The sequence below is a fragment of the Glutamicibacter sp. JC586 genome (assembly GCF_009805585.1).
GTDB lineage: Bacteria > Actinomycetota > Actinomycetes > Actinomycetales > Micrococcaceae > Glutamicibacter.
Map to the genome: position 1 here is coordinate 79,459 of NZ_VHIN01000017.1, position 19,020 is coordinate 98,478.

A 19,020-nucleotide genomic window follows, 5' to 3' on the forward strand; every position below is an offset into this window, starting at 1 on the left:
CCTCGAGAAGAATCAGCGAATCCTCACGGAACTATGCAACAACTTACTCCAGGAGTTGTCCGGCAGGTCCTCAGCTGCGGGCTTCGAATTTTGCCCCACCCGTCCGATCCATGTAGGTTTCACCCGAACATCTAGGACGCGACGGGATCATGCCGGTCGGCCCCGTGGTCCTCCAGCTCTTGCATTGATATCTCAAAACTGACGGGCTCGTTCGCTCCGACCGGGAGTTAGAATTTTCGCCCCACAATGAGCCGAAGGGCAGGAAGGGTGAACAACAAGGAGATCACCCATAACGGCCAGGGAATATCGGCGTCTGGGCTGAGAATCATTGAGAATAACGGAGCGAGTGGTGCCACGGCGCGCACCAACGTGGACAATTCACCGTAGAGGACAATAGCTACGCTCGTATCGCTGGTAGCGGACCCGAGCAGGCTCTCCCAGTCGCGTTCGTTTCGCTGGGCATGTCCGAGGCTGGCAGCGGCAGCGCCGAGGGACCCAGCGAAGACCGCAGCGCACCACCACCAAAAGTTGCTCAGATCCACAACGCCGAGCAGCCCTAGTCCGCCGGTTAATAAGCTCAGTGTTGCAACGCTGTAAATCACGGCAAAAAGAGCTGCGGTTCGTTCCAATTTTGCAGATGGCTGCCCCAGGTGCTGCGTCAGTTGTCGCTGTGTCAGCATCGGCGCGATGACACCCGAGAGATTAAGAGGCAACAGCACCCCGACCATCAGGTAGAAGACCAGCATGCTCAATGGGTTCGCGATTTGTTCAACGGTGGCAGTCAAGCCCAGAACTAGAAGTAGGTAGCCAGCGATGCTCTGCCAATAGCCGCCTCGAATCAGACGAAGTACCAAGATCCGCCAGGCTATTGTTAGATTCGCTGCGATCCGTCTGCCCCGACGTCGCCGATAGCCAAGGACGGTTGCTGAAGGAGCACCAATGCTCCGACTGTCCGCCTGCATCAGAACACCTAATACCCGTTGCTGCTTCTCGCCCGAAGATCTCAGGGACCGGGAAGTAATCTTTAGATTGCGCTGTGCGGCCCACCAGGTAAATATGACGCTCAGGACTAGCAGTACCGTAGCTGCACAGATCCAAGTAGGTAAGTGAAGAACGGAACTACCCACGTTTTCTACCACGCTCTTGGCCCATTGCTTCCCCATTGCCAGCAAACCCCAGAAGATCATGAGGAGAGCACCAATGGCCACTAGGCATCCGTCGATCCAGTGTTGGACAAGTCGTTGCAGCCCGTAGCTTTGAACCACAACTCCCACACTGGCTATAAAGACTCCAGCAAGGACAAAACACACCACTGCGCAACCTGCAACAAGCGGGTGGAAAGCACCGGCAAGACCATAGAGCACAATAAGCCACAGCACCCCAACGAAGGTGCTCGAGAGCATGCCGACAATAAGGGCGTTGCGAAGGGCACCGCTTCGAAGGACGGCTAAACCAAGTGGCAGTGGCAACCACCAGTCAGCTTTGGCAGCGTTTATCCCCACCGGGCCTAGATGCAAGAACAACCGCAACAAGTAGATCGCACCAAGCGCCAGCAGGATTGGTGATAGTTCTTGAAGACTCCACACTGCTGCCGGCATTTTCTGGTGAGCTACGCCCTGCCCAAGCAGGGCAAAAATCAGACCGAAGATCGCACTGAATAAATAAGCTAGAGCCACAATCGCAGCCAGTACCCAGACGTAAGCGTCCGAGAAACTCTCAAAGCGTTCGGAAAAGTTCCGTCGGCGTTTAGCTCGGAGAATCAGTTGTTGCGGATCGAATTCGGATTCTTGGACCGATACGTCATTATCGTTCAAGCCACTGCGCTCCAACCGCGGCCTCAATCAGCTCTCCGTGGTCTTCGTTCAGCAGGAGGGCCTGACCCAAACTGTGCCGGAGCAACTGCGGATCATGCGTCACAGCCAGTACCGTTGTGCCTGATTTTCTGAGCGTGGCCAATCGGTCGTAAAGCTTGGCTTTGATGCGCAAATCCAGACGCTGCTCTGGTTCGTCAAGGATCAACAGCTGAGCCGGTCGGATGAGGGAGGCAGCCAGCAGTAACTTACGACGCTGGCCCGAAGAGAGCTCATGGGGCAACAGATCAGCGACAAGATGTAGTTCGAAGAACTCCAATTCTTCGGCAACCAGACTTTTCCAAGAACTCAGCTTGTGCCCACGAGCCACCAATTCGAGATGCTCGGCCACGGTGAGTTCTTCGAAGAATGTTCCGTCGGTGACTTGGACGGCGACGAGCTGGCGGAATGACAAAGAATCCTCGTTTACCGGGAGCCCCAGAAATCTAACCTCACCGGCCACCGGCATCAAGTGTCCCAAGATGGTGCGTAGCAAGGTAGATTTACCGCTGCCATTGGCACCGATAATGCCTAAGCCATCGCCTTGAGAAATGTGCAGATTCAGGGGGCCGCTAATGGTTCGCTGCGGATATCCGATGATCAGTTCACGAGCTTCCAACAAATATTTTTGGCTCTGACCTGTCTGCATGATGACAACTTTAGTCTTTACTTATAACTGTGGGCATCGTCCATACGGATGATGCCCACTAGTTGTTACTTTTCGCTGGCTGCTTGGATATAGCCTGGTTCGCGTTTCTTGAACCACTTGATCACCAAGGATGTCACCGGCACAAGAATAATCTCGACCGCGGTCTTGTAGATAAATCCAACCACGACGTAGTTGATGAAGCTCGGTGCATCACTAATGCCAATCACCGGGGCTGCGATGGTGCAGAAGATGAGCGTATCGAGGAATTCACCGACGCCACTGGAGCCGATCAAACGCCCGATCAATCCACGTTCACCGGTGCGCTCCTTGAGCTTTACCAGCACCCACGAGTTGGCAAACTGCCCTACCAAGAAACCGCAGGCGGAAGCGAGCACAATTTGCCAGATTGGGCCAAGGGTGCGTTCGAGCGCTTCTTGTCCGTCGTAAAAGTCGGCAGAAGGAAGATGGATCATGATCCAGAAGGAAACCACTGCAAAGAAGGCGAGCGCGAAGGTGAGAATGATTGAGCGTCGTGCAGCTTTCAGACCATAGACCTCTGAAATGACGTCACCGAGGATGTAGGCCAGCGGGAAGAGGAAGAATCCCCCATCGGTGATGATTGGCCCGAAGCTGACCCCCTTGGAAGCACCGATATTCGAGAGGATCACGATGGCACCCATCAAGGTGAGCACCGTAGAGAAGTAGGGTGAACCTGCCGAAGCGAAGATCGCCTTGTTGGTTCTAGTCAGGTTTTTGTCGGCGTTAATCTCGCCCATGTAATTGTCCTTGTCAAAGTGGTTCGCCAGAACATCGCTTTATTGGCATGCCTCTACCCCGGCGTTAGAAAAGGAAGAAGATACCAGCGTGCAGCTCCGCTGTATTAGCACTTACCCACTAAGTATCCCACGCTGGCGCTCTTGCATTGATAATCAGTTTGCCTTGGAAGTTAGTTCCCAGATCGCCATATCTGAAAATTTTGCATCTCACTTGCAATTCTTCGAAACAGTAAATAGACGAATCTAATCTCAGCGTGACCACCCTCCCGCACATCCGCATGAATATTTTGGTTTTTTGAACGCGTTCAAAAAATGATAGAATTTACTCTCATACGCTCACTTTGAAAGGCAGACGAAAATCCAACCACGCACCGAAAAAGGTCGTCTGACGCAGGCTAAGCTCTTGGCAACTGCGCTAGATTGTTTTGCCTCCGAGGGCTACCGAGCCTCCAGCATGCGAGTCATTGCTGCTAATGCCGGTGTGTCACTTTCGCATGCGTACTACTATTTCGAATCCAAAGAAGACATCGTCGCTCAACTACTGCTAAATCTTCGTCAGGAGCAACTACAGCTCTGCCAAGATTTGCTGGATGAGGGCAATACTTTGGAATCAAATATCCGTATTGTTTTGGAAGCTGGCGTCCAGTGCCTTGCTCCGTATCACGAGTTCGGTCCGCCGTTCTTAAAAGTTCTCCTCTCCGGTGAGCACGCCAACGAAGAAGTGACCAGAATCGAATTGCTCATGTGGGAACTAGCTGTGGGCGGCGCACGCCCGTTACCTCCGCTGGGCATTCGACGAGATCTCCCCCGATTCCTGCTTCTTGTCGCTCGACAGATTTTCACTACTTGGGCCTTCGATCAGTCTTCACAGCAACGTCGCTCGCACACGCTGATCAAGAATTTAGCCCCAGTCGTGGCCAAGTTCGCTGTACTGTGCAGACTGCCAGTAGTTCGCTCACTCTTCGAAGACATCTTGGCGCTCATGGATCCAAGAACCTCCGACATCGTTGAGCAAGATCGAGCACCACGGATGGCTCTGCGTAAGCCCAAAGCCTCATAAGATTTGGTCAGCGACGCCACCGGCGAGCAACCCAGAAACACAGTTGAGTATTGCCCGGATTTTAGGCGTAAAGTCAGTGATGCCGATAGGTAACCCCTAGCGATTCAAAAGGAGAACTCAGCACAATGAGCGGAACTGCGCGAGCGCTGCCAGGTTGGGCCAGCGACTATGCCTTACTGCGAGATCGCATTGCGTCCTTCCCTAACCAACAGGAAATTCGTTCAGTGAATCAAAGCGGTGAGGACGTAGAAATCCTGCGCTACTGGCCCGATGAGTCATGGAGTGCTCCAGCCGACGCCCAACGTTTGATCTTCTTGGGGCCAGCCAGCAGTAGCGTGAGTGCAAAACTGGAAAACGACGGCTGGACTCAGACCGCCACCATGCACTTGTTGGCAGGCAAACCCGATGATGTTGAGCAGGTCGTCCAATTGCCGGACACCTCTGGGCTTTTTGAAGCACCCATGGATAACTACGATGTAGTTGAGGTGACCGATTTCGACCGTCCGGTAGCACGAGGACGCATGCATTTTGGCGCAACCTACGGACTGCTCCACGATCCAGATCTGTTTTCTCCTAGTAATCCAGATGTTGCTCGCCGAGCAGTACTGGCCAACTTTGCGGGCTCTGCCTACAGCCATGGACTGCCCTGGCTACTCTTAGTAGCTACTGAAGAACATGCTGCGCAATTGCCAGCTGGTTGGTCCAAGGCGACCGAGCTGACTTTTTGGCAGCACAACTAATCAATTCCCAATCCGCACTACTTCCAATTGAGACTATGACTAATACAAACACTGTTGCTCCAGCCATAACCTTGACCATCGCAGGTTCAGAAGCCACCGGTGGTGCCGGTGCACAGGCTGACTTGAAGACGTTCCAGGAACTGGGCACCTACGGCATCGTAGCCCTGACCTGCATCGTCTCCTTCGATCCAAAAGATTCTTGGAACCACCGCTTCGTACCAGTGGATCAGCAGGTCATCGCTGATCAGCTCGAAGCCATCCAAACGTGTTACGAAGACAAGCTGGGCACCGTCAAGCTTGGCATGATGGGTTCACCGGAAACCATCAACACCGTGGCCACCGCACTGAAGTCGCAGAAGTGGGACAACGTACTGCTAGACCCAGTACTGATCTGCAAGGGACAAGAACCAGGTCACGCGCTAGACACCGATGAAGCGCTCAAGTCCGAACTACTTCCGCTGGCCACCTTCGTCACCCCAAATCACTTTGAAGCTGAGCAGCTCTCGGGCCTGAAGATCAACACTGAAGAGGATCTCATCGCGGCAGCGAAGAAGATCCATGAGGTCTCTGGAGCAGCAGTTCTAGCCAAGGGCGGCGTGCGTATCGCTGGCGAGGACGCAGTCGATGTCTTCTACGATGGCAGCACCCTAGAAGTACTGCGTGAAAAGAAGATCGGCGAAGTCGCTGTTTCTGGCGCCGGCTGTTCACTGGCTGCGGCAGTGACCGCGGAACTGGCCAAGGGTGCCACCGCCTTGGAAGCGGCTCGCACCGCTAAGGCCTTTGTCACTGAAGGTATCCGTAACCGCGTTTCGGGCAATACCCCATTTGATGCCCTGTGGCAGGGTGGACGCCGCTAAACACTGGGGTCAATCAGTAAACTAACTTAGGATCGGTCGCATTCTGCCATGGATGCGACCGATCCCATGTTTAAGCGTGATCATGCTCATTGGCAACATTCGATCACTCTTGCTACGGTAGTTTTTGTACAAATATTTCGACGCGTGACGATTCACGGGAAAGGGCGGTCGGCTATGCAAGCCACTTTGACGCTGAACCCGTTCGCCTGCGCGTCGAACGGGATTAGCCACTAAGTTTTCACCTGTTGCTCTACGCTTCAGTCACTTTTTGCGCACCCATTTCTTACCTTTCGTTGCAGGCCTCAGTTTGAATTTTTGACTATTAGTATCGCGCGCCCATTTTCAGTGCGCGAACTCATTTGAGGATTATCATGCAGCCCTTGACCGAAAAAACCATTCGTTCATCGTTCGTCAACGCCAGCCGTCAAGAAGCTAAAAAGCTGACGCTACCGGAGAACTTCGCGACCTTAGACTGGGACTCCATCGAGTACCTCGGTTGGCGCGATCCGAAGATACAGCAGCGCGGTTACCTGTTCCATACCGATGAAACCGGCACTACCCGTGGCATCTTGCTACGTCCCTCCGATGGCGGACGCAAACCAAATAACGTAACCATGTGTGAAATGTGCCGAGACGTCAACATTCCAGCCGCCGTGGGCATGTGGACCACCCGCAAGGCCGGTCAGGCAGGCCGCGACGGCGACACCCTAGGCACGTTAATTTGCTTGAACTTCGAGTGCTCACGCAATGTACGCATTCCACCTCCAAAGAATCCGATTTACCCGGATCCGATGGTTGTTGTGGCCGAGCGTATCGAGCTGCTCGACGAACGAGTACACAGCTTCTTGAACCGCCTCTAAAGCACGACTAACGGCCCAACGGTCGGCAAGATGCCCCGCCCAGGGTTAGCGAACTACTGAGTAACAAAGCATCGAATTTTTCTAAAAAATCTTTGCACTCTCTCGCTAACGCTGGGCGGGTTTTTCGCAGTGGTGCGCGGATTTTATTGTGAAAACCCCACACAAGCTAAAAAGCCGTTTACAGAAAATTATTCAACAACCCCTTGATATATGCTGTGGGTCACTTAGGATTCCTAGCTATAGGCCTTCGTACCAGCGGACGTAGGCCTCGGACGATCATCAAGGCTCGCACCGCTTTGCCATTTTCGCCCGCCCGGTGACGGGAGCATTACCGCTACCCAGCCCAGCTAGGAGAATCATGGTCACTCGGCGCACGCAACGAGTGCCGCGTCTGATCTTGGGGTCAGCCACTGCACTCGCAATGGCTGTCACCTTGTCAGGACCGGCAAGTGCAGCAGGTATTCCTCAACCAGCAGATGGCGAGCAAGCCTTCTCACTACCTATTAGCGACACTCAGGCGCTATCAAAGCTAAAGGTCGCAGGGCCATTAGCTAAGGCCTCCGGCAAGGTTTCGGTCTTTGTTCAGCTCAAAGGTGACGGAGCATTTGAAACCGTCAAGAAGTCCGGAAAGAAAAAGGACGCAGCCAAGGTCAAGAAGATGAATAAGGACGTGAAGGCTAAGGGCAAACAACTTGCCGCCGAGTCTCAGTCCTCAATCATCTACACCACCCACAACGCATTGCAGGGTGTGGCACTGACCGGCGACGCAGATGATTTGCGAAAGCTCGCCGAGCGCAGTGACGTAGCAAAGATCAGCTCCATTGTTCCCAAGAAGACTTCCAACCGATCTTCGGTTGTTGACACCGGTGCCCTGGAATCATGGAAGTCTCTGGACAAGACCGGCAAGGGCGTGAAGGTTGCGGTATTGGATACCGGCGTTGATTACACCCACGCTAGCTTCGGTGGACCTGGCACCCTAGAAGCCTACAAAGAAGCCCAAGCATCCACCGAACTTCCATCGGCAGAATCCAAACTGCGTGACGGCAACAAGTTCATCGGTGGCTGGGACCTGGTCGGCGATGACTACAATGCCAATGACGAAGATGATACCTACCAGCCGATCCCGCACCCAGATCCGAACCCATTGGACTGTGAAGCAGCAGGACACGGTTCTCACGTTGCCGGCACCACCGCTGGTTATGGTGTGAATGCCGATGGCTCCACCTTCAAGGGAAAATACTCGGATCTTGATGCCAAGGCTTTGGCAGAAATGAAGGTTGGCCCTGGTTCTGCACCAGAAGCACAGCTGATCGGCATTCGCGTCTTCGGCTGTGGTGGCTCTTCCTCCGTGGTGGGCCAGGCTCTTGACTACGTCTTGGACCCTAACGGCGACGGTGATTTCTCCGACCGCGCCAACGTCGTGAACATGTCTCTGGGTTCAGATCACTCCCCTACCGAGGATCCTGAAAACGACATCGTTGATGAACTGACCAAAGCGGGCATTCTCTCGGTGGTTGCTTCGGGCAACGCAGGCGATGTCACCGACGTGGGCGGTTCTCCAGGTAACTCCCGCTCCTCGCTGACTGTCGCTAACTCGGTTGGCTCGCATGTCACCTTGGACAAGATCCAGGTTGATGCTCCGAGCGATCTCGCCGGTGCTGCATCGGGTCAGTACTCCTCAAACTTCAACTACACCAAGGCCGACGCTGCTGCGCTGACTGGTGAAGTCGTGGTAGCTCCAGCTGGCAACGAATACGGTTGTGAGCCATTCGAAGCAGGTTCTTTGGAGGGCAAGTGGGTTTGGCTTAAATGGAGCGAGAACGGCGAATTCCCTTGTGGATCCGGCGCTCGTTTCAACAATGCTGAAGCCGCCGGTGCCACCGGAGTGCTCTTGGATTCCGAGGCTAACCTCTTCGATGCTGGTATCGCCGGCAACGCAACGATCCCAGGTGCTCAGTTCACCTTGGATCAGTCCACTAAGCTACGTCCAGCTGCGCAGGCCGGTACGTTGAAGGTCACCCTGTCCCCCGATTTTGTTGGAGCTTCCTCCAGCGAATCGGGCGCGGGTGACACCCTGAACTCTTCCTCATCGCGTGGCGTTCACGGCTCCAATGGCGTAGTGAAGCCAGATGTGGCCGCGCCAGGTACACAAATTGGTTCAGTTGGCGTGGGCACCGGTACCGGTACCGCGGTCATGTCCGGTACCTCCATGGCTACTCCACTGGTTGCCGGTATCGCAGCCCTCGTTCTTGAAGGCAGCGACTACACCCCTTACCAAGCCAAATCAGTCATCATGAATACCGCTGCTACCGACATCAAGGCTGCCAATGGCAAGGCTTACGGGCCAAACCGCGTGGGTTCCGGCCGGGTGATGGCTGATGCAGCCATCGAAACTCCAGCCTTCGCCTACGATTCGCAGGCACCTGATCTGACCAGCGTAGTCTTCGGAGTTATTGAGCTCGACGGCAAAAAAGGCTACACCGCCAAGCGCAAGATCACCGTACAAAACACCAGTGACAAGGCACAGACCTACAAAGCTAACTACGTTGCGGCCACCGAAATCCCTGGAGCAAGCTACTCATTGGATCGCAAGAGCGTCACCGTTGCGGCCGGCGGCACCGCTGAGCTGACCGTCACTTTGAAGGTTGATCCCAAGAAGTGGGCTAAGACCATTGACCCAACCATGGAAACCACACAGTCGGGTCTGGCTCGCGCTTGGGTTGCCGATACTACTGGTCGCGTTGAACTGACTAGCTCCACGGCGCCCACGCTGCGTATTCCCGTTCAGGCAGCTCCTAAGCTGACTTCGGATATGACCGGTAAGGTCAAGAAGCTGAAGAAGGGGTCAAACACCACGACCCTAGATCTGAAAGGTAAGCACATCACCGCTGGTGAAGGTGCTACCGAGGTCACTTCGTTGCTCGGCGCCTTTGAATTGGGTGCTTCCAGCGGACGCGGCGATGCATCGCTGGATGCCATTCCAGCTGCTCGGTCCATGGATCTGCAGTACGTTGGTGCATCGAGCACCGCGCCACGCACCGGTATCGCCGATGGTCAGCTGAACATCGGTATCTCTACTTGGGAGAACTGGGCTCACCTAGCCGGTGGCACTGAGTTGGATGTAGAGATCGATACCAATTCTGATGGCAAGGCCGACTTCGTCACCTTCACTACCGTAATCGACGAGCTGGATCTTGATCTGGCTGCTACCTACGATCTGAACACCGGCAAGCAGGTTGATCTTCAGCCAGTGAACGGTGCACTCGGAGATGTTGATACCAATACCTACGACACCAATACGGCGATCCTGCCAGTTTCTCTCTCGGCTCTTGGCCTAGGCGAGGACGCTGCGGATATCTCTTACCGCGTCTTTGGTTACTCCTGGTACAACACCGACGAGGGCGGCTCGATGGTTCCGGTAGATCAGACCGATTGGATCAACTTCAACGTGGCAACACCACAGGTTGATTTTGGTGCAGAGGGTTCACTGTTCACCGATCTGAAGGGCAACAAGATTCCAGTCACCGTTGCAGATAGCGCCAAAGACTCCAAGGCTCTACTGCTCCACCTGCACAATGCGGATTCCAAGCGTGCACAGGTACTAGATGTTGTGTCCGGTAAAAACGGAAAGCCGAAGAGTAAGTAGTCTCTAGCTTTTTCGAGACCAGGCCCCGGATTCTTCCTAGCGAGTAGGAAGAATCCGGGGCCTTTTTATGCCTTGGGTCGGTGACCTTATGAGCGTTGGCGGAGTTTAGCTTCCAACACCAAAGTTGCAGCCGCACGCACTTGCTTGGCAAACTTTGGATTTGCTTTGGCTTCTTTGCCCAGTGCTTGAACCATGGTGATTGCTTTGCCTGATTTAACGCACAGTGGAACGGTACCGCCGGCGGCAACAAACTTTATGGCCCTTTGACCCACGGGAGTCTGCGCTACCTGTTTCGCTTCACACAGATCGTCGGAAATCACGACTCCCTGGTAACCCAGCTCGTTGCGCAGCAGTCCGGAAATAAGCTTCGACGAAAATGGTGCGTCATTGGCGGCATCGATCTTCGTGTAGCGGGCGTTGGAAATCATGACCCAGGAATTATCCTGAGCGATCGCCTGCTTGAACGGCTCAAGGTCGGAAGCATCGATGCCGATCACGGTATCGGTGACGCCGCTGGACACATCGGTATTTTTTGCCACTCGTCCCAGACCTGGGAAATGCTTGACCACCGGTTGCACACCCGCGTCGTTCAGTGCGTCATTCACGGTGGTAATGGCGGTGGAAACCTCGCCGGAAGTGGCGCCGTATTCCCTCCCAAAGTAGCCGATGGGCGCATTGCCAGTGCCAACCTTTGCGGGCACGACATCGGCGACTGGCGCCAAGTTCAGGTTAATCCCGGCGTCAGTCAGTTCTTCACCGACCTGCTTGATAGCCGAGGACAGTTTGTCCTCTGGCCATTGCCCCTGCTTGGATGCGGTCGGCAACTTCGTGAATCCGTCACCCTGCAGCACACGCACGAACCCACCTTCTTGGTCAGTGGCCACCCAGACCGGCAGATCATGAGGAACATTGGATTTCAAAGCCTTGGTGATGGCTGCGACTTCGACCGCCGTCTGCTTAATCGAGAGGTGCGACCTACCTCGCAAGAACACGTTACTCAAGCCTTGCTTCTTCATAGCTTTCAGCTCACTGCTACCCGCACCCGTTGCCGAGACGCCGGCCATCACCAGACTTGCTGCCTGTTGCTCCGTCGAGAGCTGGTCAGCGAGTTCTTCGGCCTGCTGGCGAAGCGTAGGCTGTTGGCTTGGAGCAGGCGTAGGTTCCTCGCGGTCCGCAGTGCCCGGTGCCTGGCTTGTTTGCGAAGATGATGTTGATGGCGAAGGGTTTTGCGAGCTTGGAGCGTTCGTCTGCGAACTGGGTGCACTGCAACTACTGAGCAGCAACATCGAGAGCAAGCCCAATGACATGATCTGTCTGACGTGAGTAGTCATTGTTTCATCCTCTCACTCAGTTCTGCGAAGACGCCGAAAGTCTTATGCGCGGACTTCCAAGAGCTCATCCCATTCGGTGGTGTAGCGCTGGGAAATGTGTTCGCGTTTCATGGTCCAGGATGGGCTTTGGGCCATACCGGCTGGTCCCAAGCCGATTGATTTCGCCCCGAAGCGGGCGGAAATATCCTGCACTACCGAAGAGACATTTTTCTGTTCTTCCTCGTCGTGGTCGTCACCGAGATCAAAAAGATCCAGTTGCTTTTCACCTGGCGAATCGCTGAGCCCGGAAAGGATTACTCCGCCGCGCACATAGTCCATGCCCGGATGCATCAAATCTGCCATTGCAGCGATGGCCAACTTGCTAAGCAAAATAGGATCTCTTGTGGGTCGCGGCAGTCGTACCTGCGCACTGGGGAAAGACGATTCACCTTGGGCAAATCGGCTGGTTCCTGCAGTAACGGTTAGGAGTGAGGCATAACGACCCTCACTAGCCAAACGGCTGGCGGCTTTTTGCGCATAGATGGACATGACTTCTTCCATGGCCTCGCGGGTACGTACCGGGGTCGAGAAGGACCGGGTGAACATGACCTGCCCACGATCCGCGCGCTCTTCCACCGGTCCGATGCAGCGCTGTCCATTGAGTTCGAAGACGGTCCGCTGCATAACCACAGAGAATTTCTTGCGGATGACCAGCGGGTCAGCGTCACGCAAATCCGCGATGGTTTCAATACCCATGCTGGCCAGTTTGGCACCTGATTTGCGTCCAACGCCCCACACGTCGGTGACTGGAACACGAGAAAGAATGTTGTCCAGAACCTGCTGGTCCATCAACTGCTGAACGCAGACGCCGCCGAGCCCGGGGTTGTGCTTGGCGATATGGTTGGCCAGCTTGGCTAGGGTCTTGGTGGTGGACACTCCCACGCAGAGCGGCACGCCAATGGTCTTATCGATTGCCTTTCGGATCTGAGCGGCGGTACTACGCGCCTGTTCCAGATTGCCTTCCAGGCCAATGAACGATTCGTCAATGGAGTAAACCTCATGCCAAGTTCCGTAACGGCCGAGTAGTTCCATGACGCGGGCCGACATGTCTCCATAAAGTTCGTAATTGCTCGAGCGAACGGCCAAGTTGTGGCTGTCCATCAATCGTTGGATCTTGAAGAATGGCTCCCCTGTGGCAATGCCAAGGTCCTTGGCTTCTTGAGAGCGTGCGACCACACAGCCGTCATTATTGGACAGGACGACTACCGGACGGTTGCGCAGGGAATAGTCGAAGGCTCGCTCGCAGGAGACGTAGAAGTTGTTCACGTCGACCAGCGACACGTGATCAGCGGACATGATGCAAACACCTAGTAATGACTCCGAAGACTCCGACTTCATCGCCTTCGGTCAGCCAAACGGGAAGGGGTGATTCGTCACTGAGCAACCCGACGTTGGAACCGTCGATGTGCCAGCGCCGCACCAGCATTTGGCCATTGAGATTCACGATAACCACCGAGCCATCGCGGACCGAAAGCGCACGGTCGACGATTACTTCATCTCCGTCAAAGATTCCTGCCGATTGCATAGCGTGCCCGCTCACTCGCATGATGAAGGTCGACACCCGATCCCGGACCAGTAGTCGGTTCAGATCCAGGCCGCCGTCAAAGTAGTCACGTGCTGGCGAGGGGAATCCCATGGCAGATACGGCTTGCACCGGGCCCTGAGAGGCACCAGGGGGCAACAAATCTGGTTCATCAGCCACTCTCAGCACCCCTAACCACAAACTAGTACAAATATTCGAATACTAGAATTGTACAGCCCCAAGACAGGTGCTCGGAACTAGCCTGCCTTAGGTAGCTCTCGTGGCTTGGAAACCAAAGCAAGAACCAGGCACAACACCATGCCCACTACCGGAATGGCTGGCCAAATGTACCACCCGCTCGCCAACTCATGATCCGGATGGATACCAAAGAATCTAATGGCCCACTTAGCCGAAATCATCAACTCAACGCTGAACAACACCAATACCACCAGCATGATCCGACGAGGCAAAGCGTCAAGGCGTAGAGCAACAACCACCCATGCGTAGGCCATAACAGGACCCCACACCCAGTGATGAGACCAGCTCACCGGCGACACCAACAACGGACAGGTTGCTGCAATACCCAAAAGCACCACCGGCTCAACAGCGCCGTCTAGCTTGTATAGCAAGACAATAAAGGCGAGCCCCACGGCGAGCGCCAGCACGAACCAAACTAACGAACCAGCACCCAAACGGGTCAGGAAACCCTGTAGGGAAATATTGTCGATATAGCCAACGTTGCCCACACGCGACGGATCGCGCACCACGTCGAACCAGTAGTCCACGGTGTTACGCCATTGGAAAATCAGCCCAAGGATCTGAGTTCCTAAGAACGTCAGGGTTCCAATAATGACCGCTTTCCATCTGCGCAAGGCCAAAGGCAGAATCAGCAGGGCAATTGGGGTGAGCTTGATCCCGGCACAAATACCCACCGCTACAACAAACGGTGTCATTGATTTAGAATTCACCAACGCTAAATAACAAGCACCAAGAATCAAAATGTTGATCTGGCCAAACCAAATAGTGTCTCTAAATGGACCGGAGATCAGCATCAAACTGGTCAGGGTGAGTGGGGTGACCCAGCGTCCAAGTTGCGGCCAACGGCGGGCTATGCGGTTCGCCAAGTCCTTACCAACAAAGAACGTCAGAACGATCGAGGCGATCATGGTCACCGTCACCGACACCCAGTACGGGAACATCGCCATAGGTAAGAACATGATGGCCGCGAACGTAGGATAGGTGAACGGCAACCCCGGGGCATTGATGGGTCCGACGAAGGGTCCGTAAAGATCCTGCGGTTCACGCAACAACGTCAACGCACCTTCGCGATACACCGACAGATCCCAGCCGGTGGGCTCTATGGTGATCAACGTCCAAACCAAAAGCAACACCATCACTATTTCTAGGATGGCCGTTGACCGATGAACTGGCCTGAAAATTGCAGAACGGATAATTCATCACCCTAGCGTTGGTGGATAAGATAACCGAGACGCTGAAGCATCTGGTAGCAGTAAAGGTATTCAGTGAGCGTCAAAGAATTCTTAGCCAGTACGACATTCACCTTCGGTATCGCACCGTGCCAATTCGTCCTTTGTGCCCGCCATTAACCCTAGAGCAAAAACTACAAGTTCATCTCCGTTGCTCTTTTCCCGTCAAGTGAGAAGCATTGTTATGACGGCTTTGCCTCTAGTGGAGGTGTCGCTATTGGAAATAGCTCTACTCTTGAAGTACAAGAAGTGCCATTCGAGGAGCGCAGTGAAAGTATTACTGGTCAGTTGTGGCGATGTCGCCACCGAAGCAGGATTGCGATTCCACGCTCAGGGTCATGAGATCACAGGGTGGCGGCGCAATAGCTCAAAACTTCCCGACGCTTTTTCCAGGCAGGACGTAGATCTGTTGGAATCAGATACCTGGCCGATCATAGATCCTGAAACCGAAATCGTACTCCTCACGCCAGTCCCTGTTTCCCGCGACGTTCAAGGTTATGAGCGAAGCTACCTGCAGGTGGCCCAGGAACTCTGCCTACGGTTGCGCGAACAAGCGCCACAATTGCGCCGACTAATCTACGTATCCTCCACCGCAGTGATGGGCGGAGATAATGGCGAATGGGTCGATGAGCAGGCGCCGATCACTGCCACACGTGAGACTGCGAAGGTCTTGGCTCGTACCGAAGCAGCGCTCGCCGAGAGCTTCCTGCCGGTAACTATCCTGCGCGCCTCGGGAATCTACGGACCAGGACGAACCCGACTCATTGACCTGGTCACTTCCGGTTCAGCGAAGATTCCCGGTCAATCACACTGGACCAACCGAATTCATCGTGATGACCTTGCTGCAGCCATCGTGCACGTGGCGGACTTGGGCGATCAAGCGGCGGACCTATATTTGGCCACTGACAACACTCCCGCCCAACTAGGTGAGGTATATAAATTCCTTGCCGCCGAGCTTGGAGCAGAATCACCACAGGCGGAAGCCACCCAGGCCACACGACGTGCCGGGGATCGGCGCTTGGATAACTCCCGGTTGCTCAACAGCGGACTGACATTACAGTACCCAAGTTACGTTGAAGGCTACCGACAGATGCTCTCCGGTATTGCCACCCGGCACGCCTAAAGGACACCGCCAGCTCTGCTCCTAGTCCTTGTCCCCCGCCGATCGCTGGGATCAGAATCCTTTGCGTAGCGGATTGAAGTGACGGGCAAGAGTCGAAACCGACTGGCCGGTAATCTGCGCAGCAAGAATCTTTCCGCTCAATGGCCCCAGAGCCACTCCCCACATGCCGTGGCCACCAGCAACAGACACGTTTTCAGATCCCGTCTGGCCAATCAGCGGTAGTCCGTCTGCCGTACATGGGCGTCCACCGACCCATTCCTCTTTGCGCTGTTCCCAGTTAATCCCTTTGTAGACGGGGGTCGCTGCGGCCACGATAGCTTCGATGCGCTTCGGTTCAAGCTTGTGGTTGACGTCCCGGAACTCCATGGTTCCCGCAATGCGGAATCGATCCCCTAACGGGGTGCAAGCCACGCGCTGAGCTGGGAAGTAGATCGGATGGGTAGGCATATGCTCGGGCTCCACCGTGAACGAGTAGCCTCGCCCGGCTTGCACCACTACATTCACACCAAATTTCTGAGCCATGTCAGTCATCCAGGCTCCGGTTGCCAGCACCACATGATCCGCGGTGATGGCTCGTCCCTCAGATCCAATGACCGTCACCGAGTTCTTATTGTCGCGAACATCGGTGACGTTGAAGGCACCGATAATATCGCCACCGCGGGCTACAACGGATTCACCGAGCGAAGCCATAAACTTCGGTGGGTTAATGTAGCGCTGATTCTTAATTGCCACACCAGCTGCCACCGATTCAGAGAGCGTCGGTTCGATGCCCCGTAGCTGCTCGCCGCTAAGCAGCTCGTACTCGACATTCCCTCCGGTCTTCTCGATCATCTCAAACTCATGCAACAAGGCATCCCGGTCCTTGAGCGAAGTGAACCCGGTAAGGAACGGGTCCGCTGATTTAGTGTGCTCGGCCACCCCTGGACCCGCGTGTGTATCTTGGGCAATTTCGTCAAAAGCATCCAGACCCTGAACACCGATTTCAGAAAAGATCCGCATCGCAGCTTCCCAGCGCTTAGGCATTGAATGCCAGGTGAAGCCCAGCAGGAAGCGCAAGAGCTTAGCGTCGGCGCGCAACGGAATGTACAGCGGAGAGGTTGGATCAAGCATCATCTTCAGCCCGTTGGAGAAGATCGAAGGCTCCGCGATCGGCAAAGTGAGGGCGGGAGTCAACCAGCCCGCGTTGCCCCATGACGAACCGGATGCAACACCGCCACGGTCAACAACTGTGACCTTGACACCTGCTTCCTGCAGGTACCAGGCAGTCGACAGCCCGACGAACCCCGCACCGACAACAACTACATGTTCTGGCGTTGTTTTGGCCATGATGCACTCTCCTCGTAGATCACTGACCTCGTCGTGAGAGGCCCCATGTGTTCACTCTCGCGCGATCTTCAACTAAATTCAACGCATCCTGAGGATTCAACGGTGAGCGCCACCACATTGCAGTGTGATCTGCATTTTTTGCGGAAATTCACTATGAAGTCCGCATCTATTGCAACGAGTCAACGTCTCGACATTCTTTTGTACCGTTGGACCACGTCAGACTCCTCACAAGAAGTCCGCACGAACAGCACTCTGCGTAGACTGAAAGGAAGCGATTATTCATCTTTTACGACCAGCCATTTCAAAAGGATCACCACCACACACATGGCCTCACGAAAACCAGCTAAGAAGAAAACCTCCCAGGGACACCCGGCTCGCCGGAAGGGAGCAAGCACCGTACCTTTCGAGTCAGACGTACGCCAGGCGCTGCAGCCTTTTAAGTCTCAGCTATTCCGCCACTTCCAAGAAGATGGGCAGTCTGCCAGCGATACACGCATGGCCATTGAAAGCCTCACCACTTTGCTCACCGTCCATGCACAGTTGCGCAAGAGCGTTGATGTGCAGTCGTTTGACCCCACCGTTTTGGGTGAGCAGCTTGGACACCTTTCTTCTTTGGGCAAGGAAGTTTCAGAGGCGAGCGCTGCGATCCTCAAGCACTATCTGACCTTCTTGGGTACCACTGCGAATTTCGGTGGCAGCGTCGAAGATTTCAAACAGAGCTTTGAATTCCTCTCACGGATGGCCGGGGACTCTCCTATCGTCGCGCCCTATCTCGAAGATGAAGAAGCCAATGGCTCGTTCGAATCCATGCCTTTTGTTTTTGCAGCCCGAGAACTCATCCAGTGGGTCGGCCAAGGGAAGCCAACGACCGCCGCTGGCGTGCTGACCGGTGAAACGTTGCAGGATGCCGCCGCTGCACTAGGCCTGTTCATCAAGGTCGATGACGACGCCGAAGTTACCGAGCATCCCGAGTGGGAGCCAGAAGACGGAACACTCGTCGCTTCGCTGGCAGAGGTTCCACGTCTATCCGCCTACTGGGACGCACTGATCGGGACAGCGTTACTGCGCTACCAAGCACCTAACGCTACTCCAACCGAGCCCCTGAGCGACGCATTGTTGGCGACCAACGGCCCCGGCTCCCGACTAATCAAAGAATTAATTGCCGAGGTGCTGTTCTCACACATCCTAATCAATACTTTGGAAAAGCCTGGTCAAGCTCAGATCGCCGAAATGGTGGCGGGTGTTTTGAGCAACGCGGCATCGAGCAACACCGTTCGCACCGAGTTTGCCCTGCAGATCCCTACCACCGAGGATCTTCCAGAAGAGCAGCATCACCTGATTCCTCAGCTCGAAGAGGTTGTACCGCAGGTGGAATCCTTGTTGCGCATCTTCGAACGCGAAGGACTGGTTCAGATCACCGACGAGATCAACGTTCCTATCGTGCTGCGTTCTTCTCTCGAACGCGCGCTAGGCAAAGTTTCCGACCACGTTCTGAAATCCACAGCCGACTCCAGCGAGGCTGACGCGGACTAACGGCCAAAAACAAGAAAGTGATGGCCTCGGAGCATCTCCGAGGCCATCACTTTTTCGAATCATCCGTATCGGCATCCTTGCATCAGGGAACAAGGATTGACTTCAAGTTATAAAAGGTACGTCACACTGCTGACAGACAACGACTTGCGATGGGGGCGCACTGCCGCTGAAAGATCAGTCCGTCCACACAATGCAACGTACCTTCTAATCACCTTCAGGTC

Annotated in this window: 15 protein-coding genes; 7 read left to right on the top strand and 8 right to left on the bottom strand. The window is 54.8% G+C overall.

The annotated features are described in order from the left end of the window. Positions 1 to 227: 227 nt before the first annotated feature. The 3 genes from FJV47_RS12345 to FJV47_RS12355 all read right to left on the bottom strand — a co-directional run bounded on the left by FJV47_RS12345 (position 228) and on the right by FJV47_RS12355 (position 3,275). Positions 228 to 1,814, bottom strand: coding sequence for a hypothetical protein (locus FJV47_RS12345; protein WP_159613466.1), 1,587 nt, complete (start codon positions 1,812 to 1,814; stop codon positions 228 to 230). Continuing rightward, entirely contained in the window at positions 1,804 to 2,499 is a 696-nt protein-coding gene (locus tag FJV47_RS12350; protein ID WP_159613468.1) for an ABC transporter ATP-binding protein, read from the bottom strand. Before FJV47_RS12350 ends, FJV47_RS12345 begins: the two co-directional genes overlap by 11 nt. A gap of 65 nt (positions 2,500 to 2,564) precedes the next feature. Next, entirely contained in the window at positions 2,565 to 3,275 is a 711-nt protein-coding gene (locus tag FJV47_RS12355; RefSeq protein WP_159613470.1) for a queuosine precursor transporter, read from the bottom strand. A gap of 403 nt (positions 3,276 to 3,678) precedes the next feature. On the opposite strand from FJV47_RS12355, the gene FJV47_RS12360 reads away from it, so the two are divergent. The 5 genes from FJV47_RS12360 to FJV47_RS12380 all read left to right on the top strand — a co-directional run bounded on the left by FJV47_RS12360 (position 3,679) and on the right by FJV47_RS12380 (position 10,438). Further along, positions 3,679 to 4,335: a TetR/AcrR family transcriptional regulator gene (locus FJV47_RS12360; protein WP_159613472.1), complete on the top strand. Its 657-nt coding sequence runs from the start codon at positions 3,679 to 3,681 to the stop codon at positions 4,333 to 4,335. A 125-nt stretch (positions 4,336 to 4,460) separates the two neighbouring features. Beyond that, complete coding sequence (locus FJV47_RS12365; RefSeq protein ID WP_159613474.1) at positions 4,461 to 5,075, top strand: hypothetical protein; 615 nt, start codon at positions 4,461 to 4,463, stop codon at positions 5,073 to 5,075. A gap of 35 nt (positions 5,076 to 5,110) precedes the next feature. Beyond that, on the top strand, positions 5,111 to 5,932 hold the full coding sequence (gene thiD, locus FJV47_RS12370) for a bifunctional hydroxymethylpyrimidine kinase/phosphomethylpyrimidine kinase (protein WP_159613476.1): 822 nt from the start codon (positions 5,111 to 5,113) through the stop codon (positions 5,930 to 5,932). A gap of 371 nt (positions 5,933 to 6,303) precedes the next feature. Further along, entirely contained in the window at positions 6,304 to 6,792 is a 489-nt protein-coding gene (locus tag FJV47_RS12375) for an FBP domain-containing protein (protein ID WP_159613478.1), read from the top strand. A 358-nt stretch (positions 6,793 to 7,150) separates the two neighbouring features. Beyond that, on the top strand, positions 7,151 to 10,438 hold the full coding sequence (locus FJV47_RS12380; protein ID WP_159613480.1) for a S8 family serine peptidase: 3,288 nt from the start codon (positions 7,151 to 7,153) through the stop codon (positions 10,436 to 10,438). Between the two features lie 86 nt (positions 10,439 to 10,524). Here FJV47_RS12380 and FJV47_RS12385 read toward each other — a convergent pair whose 3' ends face one another. The 4 genes from FJV47_RS12385 to FJV47_RS12400 form a co-directional block, all read right to left on the bottom strand. Further along, complete coding sequence (locus FJV47_RS12385) at positions 10,525 to 11,769, bottom strand: glycoside hydrolase family 3 N-terminal domain-containing protein (RefSeq protein WP_159613483.1); 1,245 nt, start codon at positions 11,767 to 11,769, stop codon at positions 10,525 to 10,527. A 42-nt stretch (positions 11,770 to 11,811) separates the two neighbouring features. Continuing rightward, positions 11,812 to 13,104 carry a Y-family DNA polymerase gene (locus tag FJV47_RS12390; RefSeq protein ID WP_159613485.1) on the bottom strand — a complete coding sequence of 431 codons (1,293 nt, stop codon included), beginning with the start codon at positions 13,102 to 13,104 and terminating at the stop codon, positions 11,812 to 11,814. Next, positions 13,094 to 13,510, bottom strand: coding sequence for a LexA family transcriptional regulator (locus FJV47_RS12395; protein ID WP_159613487.1), 417 nt, complete (start codon positions 13,508 to 13,510; stop codon positions 13,094 to 13,096). The genes FJV47_RS12390 and FJV47_RS12395 overlap by 11 nt, the downstream gene beginning before the upstream one ends. 77 nt (positions 13,511 to 13,587) lie before the next feature. Then, entirely contained in the window at positions 13,588 to 14,724 is a 1,137-nt protein-coding gene (locus FJV47_RS12400) for a glycosyltransferase 87 family protein (protein ID WP_235026468.1), read from the bottom strand. A gap of 361 nt (positions 14,725 to 15,085) precedes the next feature. Between FJV47_RS12400 and FJV47_RS12405 the strand changes: the two genes are divergently transcribed. After that, complete coding sequence (locus tag FJV47_RS12405) at positions 15,086 to 15,940, top strand: SDR family oxidoreductase (RefSeq protein ID WP_159613491.1); 855 nt, start codon at positions 15,086 to 15,088, stop codon at positions 15,938 to 15,940. A gap of 51 nt (positions 15,941 to 15,991) precedes the next feature. Here FJV47_RS12405 and FJV47_RS12410 read toward each other — a convergent pair whose 3' ends face one another. Then, a complete protein-coding gene (locus FJV47_RS12410; protein ID WP_159613493.1) occupies positions 15,992 to 17,266 on the bottom strand; it encodes an FAD-binding oxidoreductase in 1,275 nt (424 codons plus the stop codon). Between the two features lie 324 nt (positions 17,267 to 17,590). Between FJV47_RS12410 and FJV47_RS12415 the strand changes: the two genes are divergently transcribed. Further along, complete coding sequence (locus FJV47_RS12415; RefSeq protein WP_159613495.1) at positions 17,591 to 18,799, top strand: hypothetical protein; 1,209 nt, start codon at positions 17,591 to 17,593, stop codon at positions 18,797 to 18,799. The last annotated feature ends 221 nt before the right edge of the window (positions 18,800 to 19,020 follow it).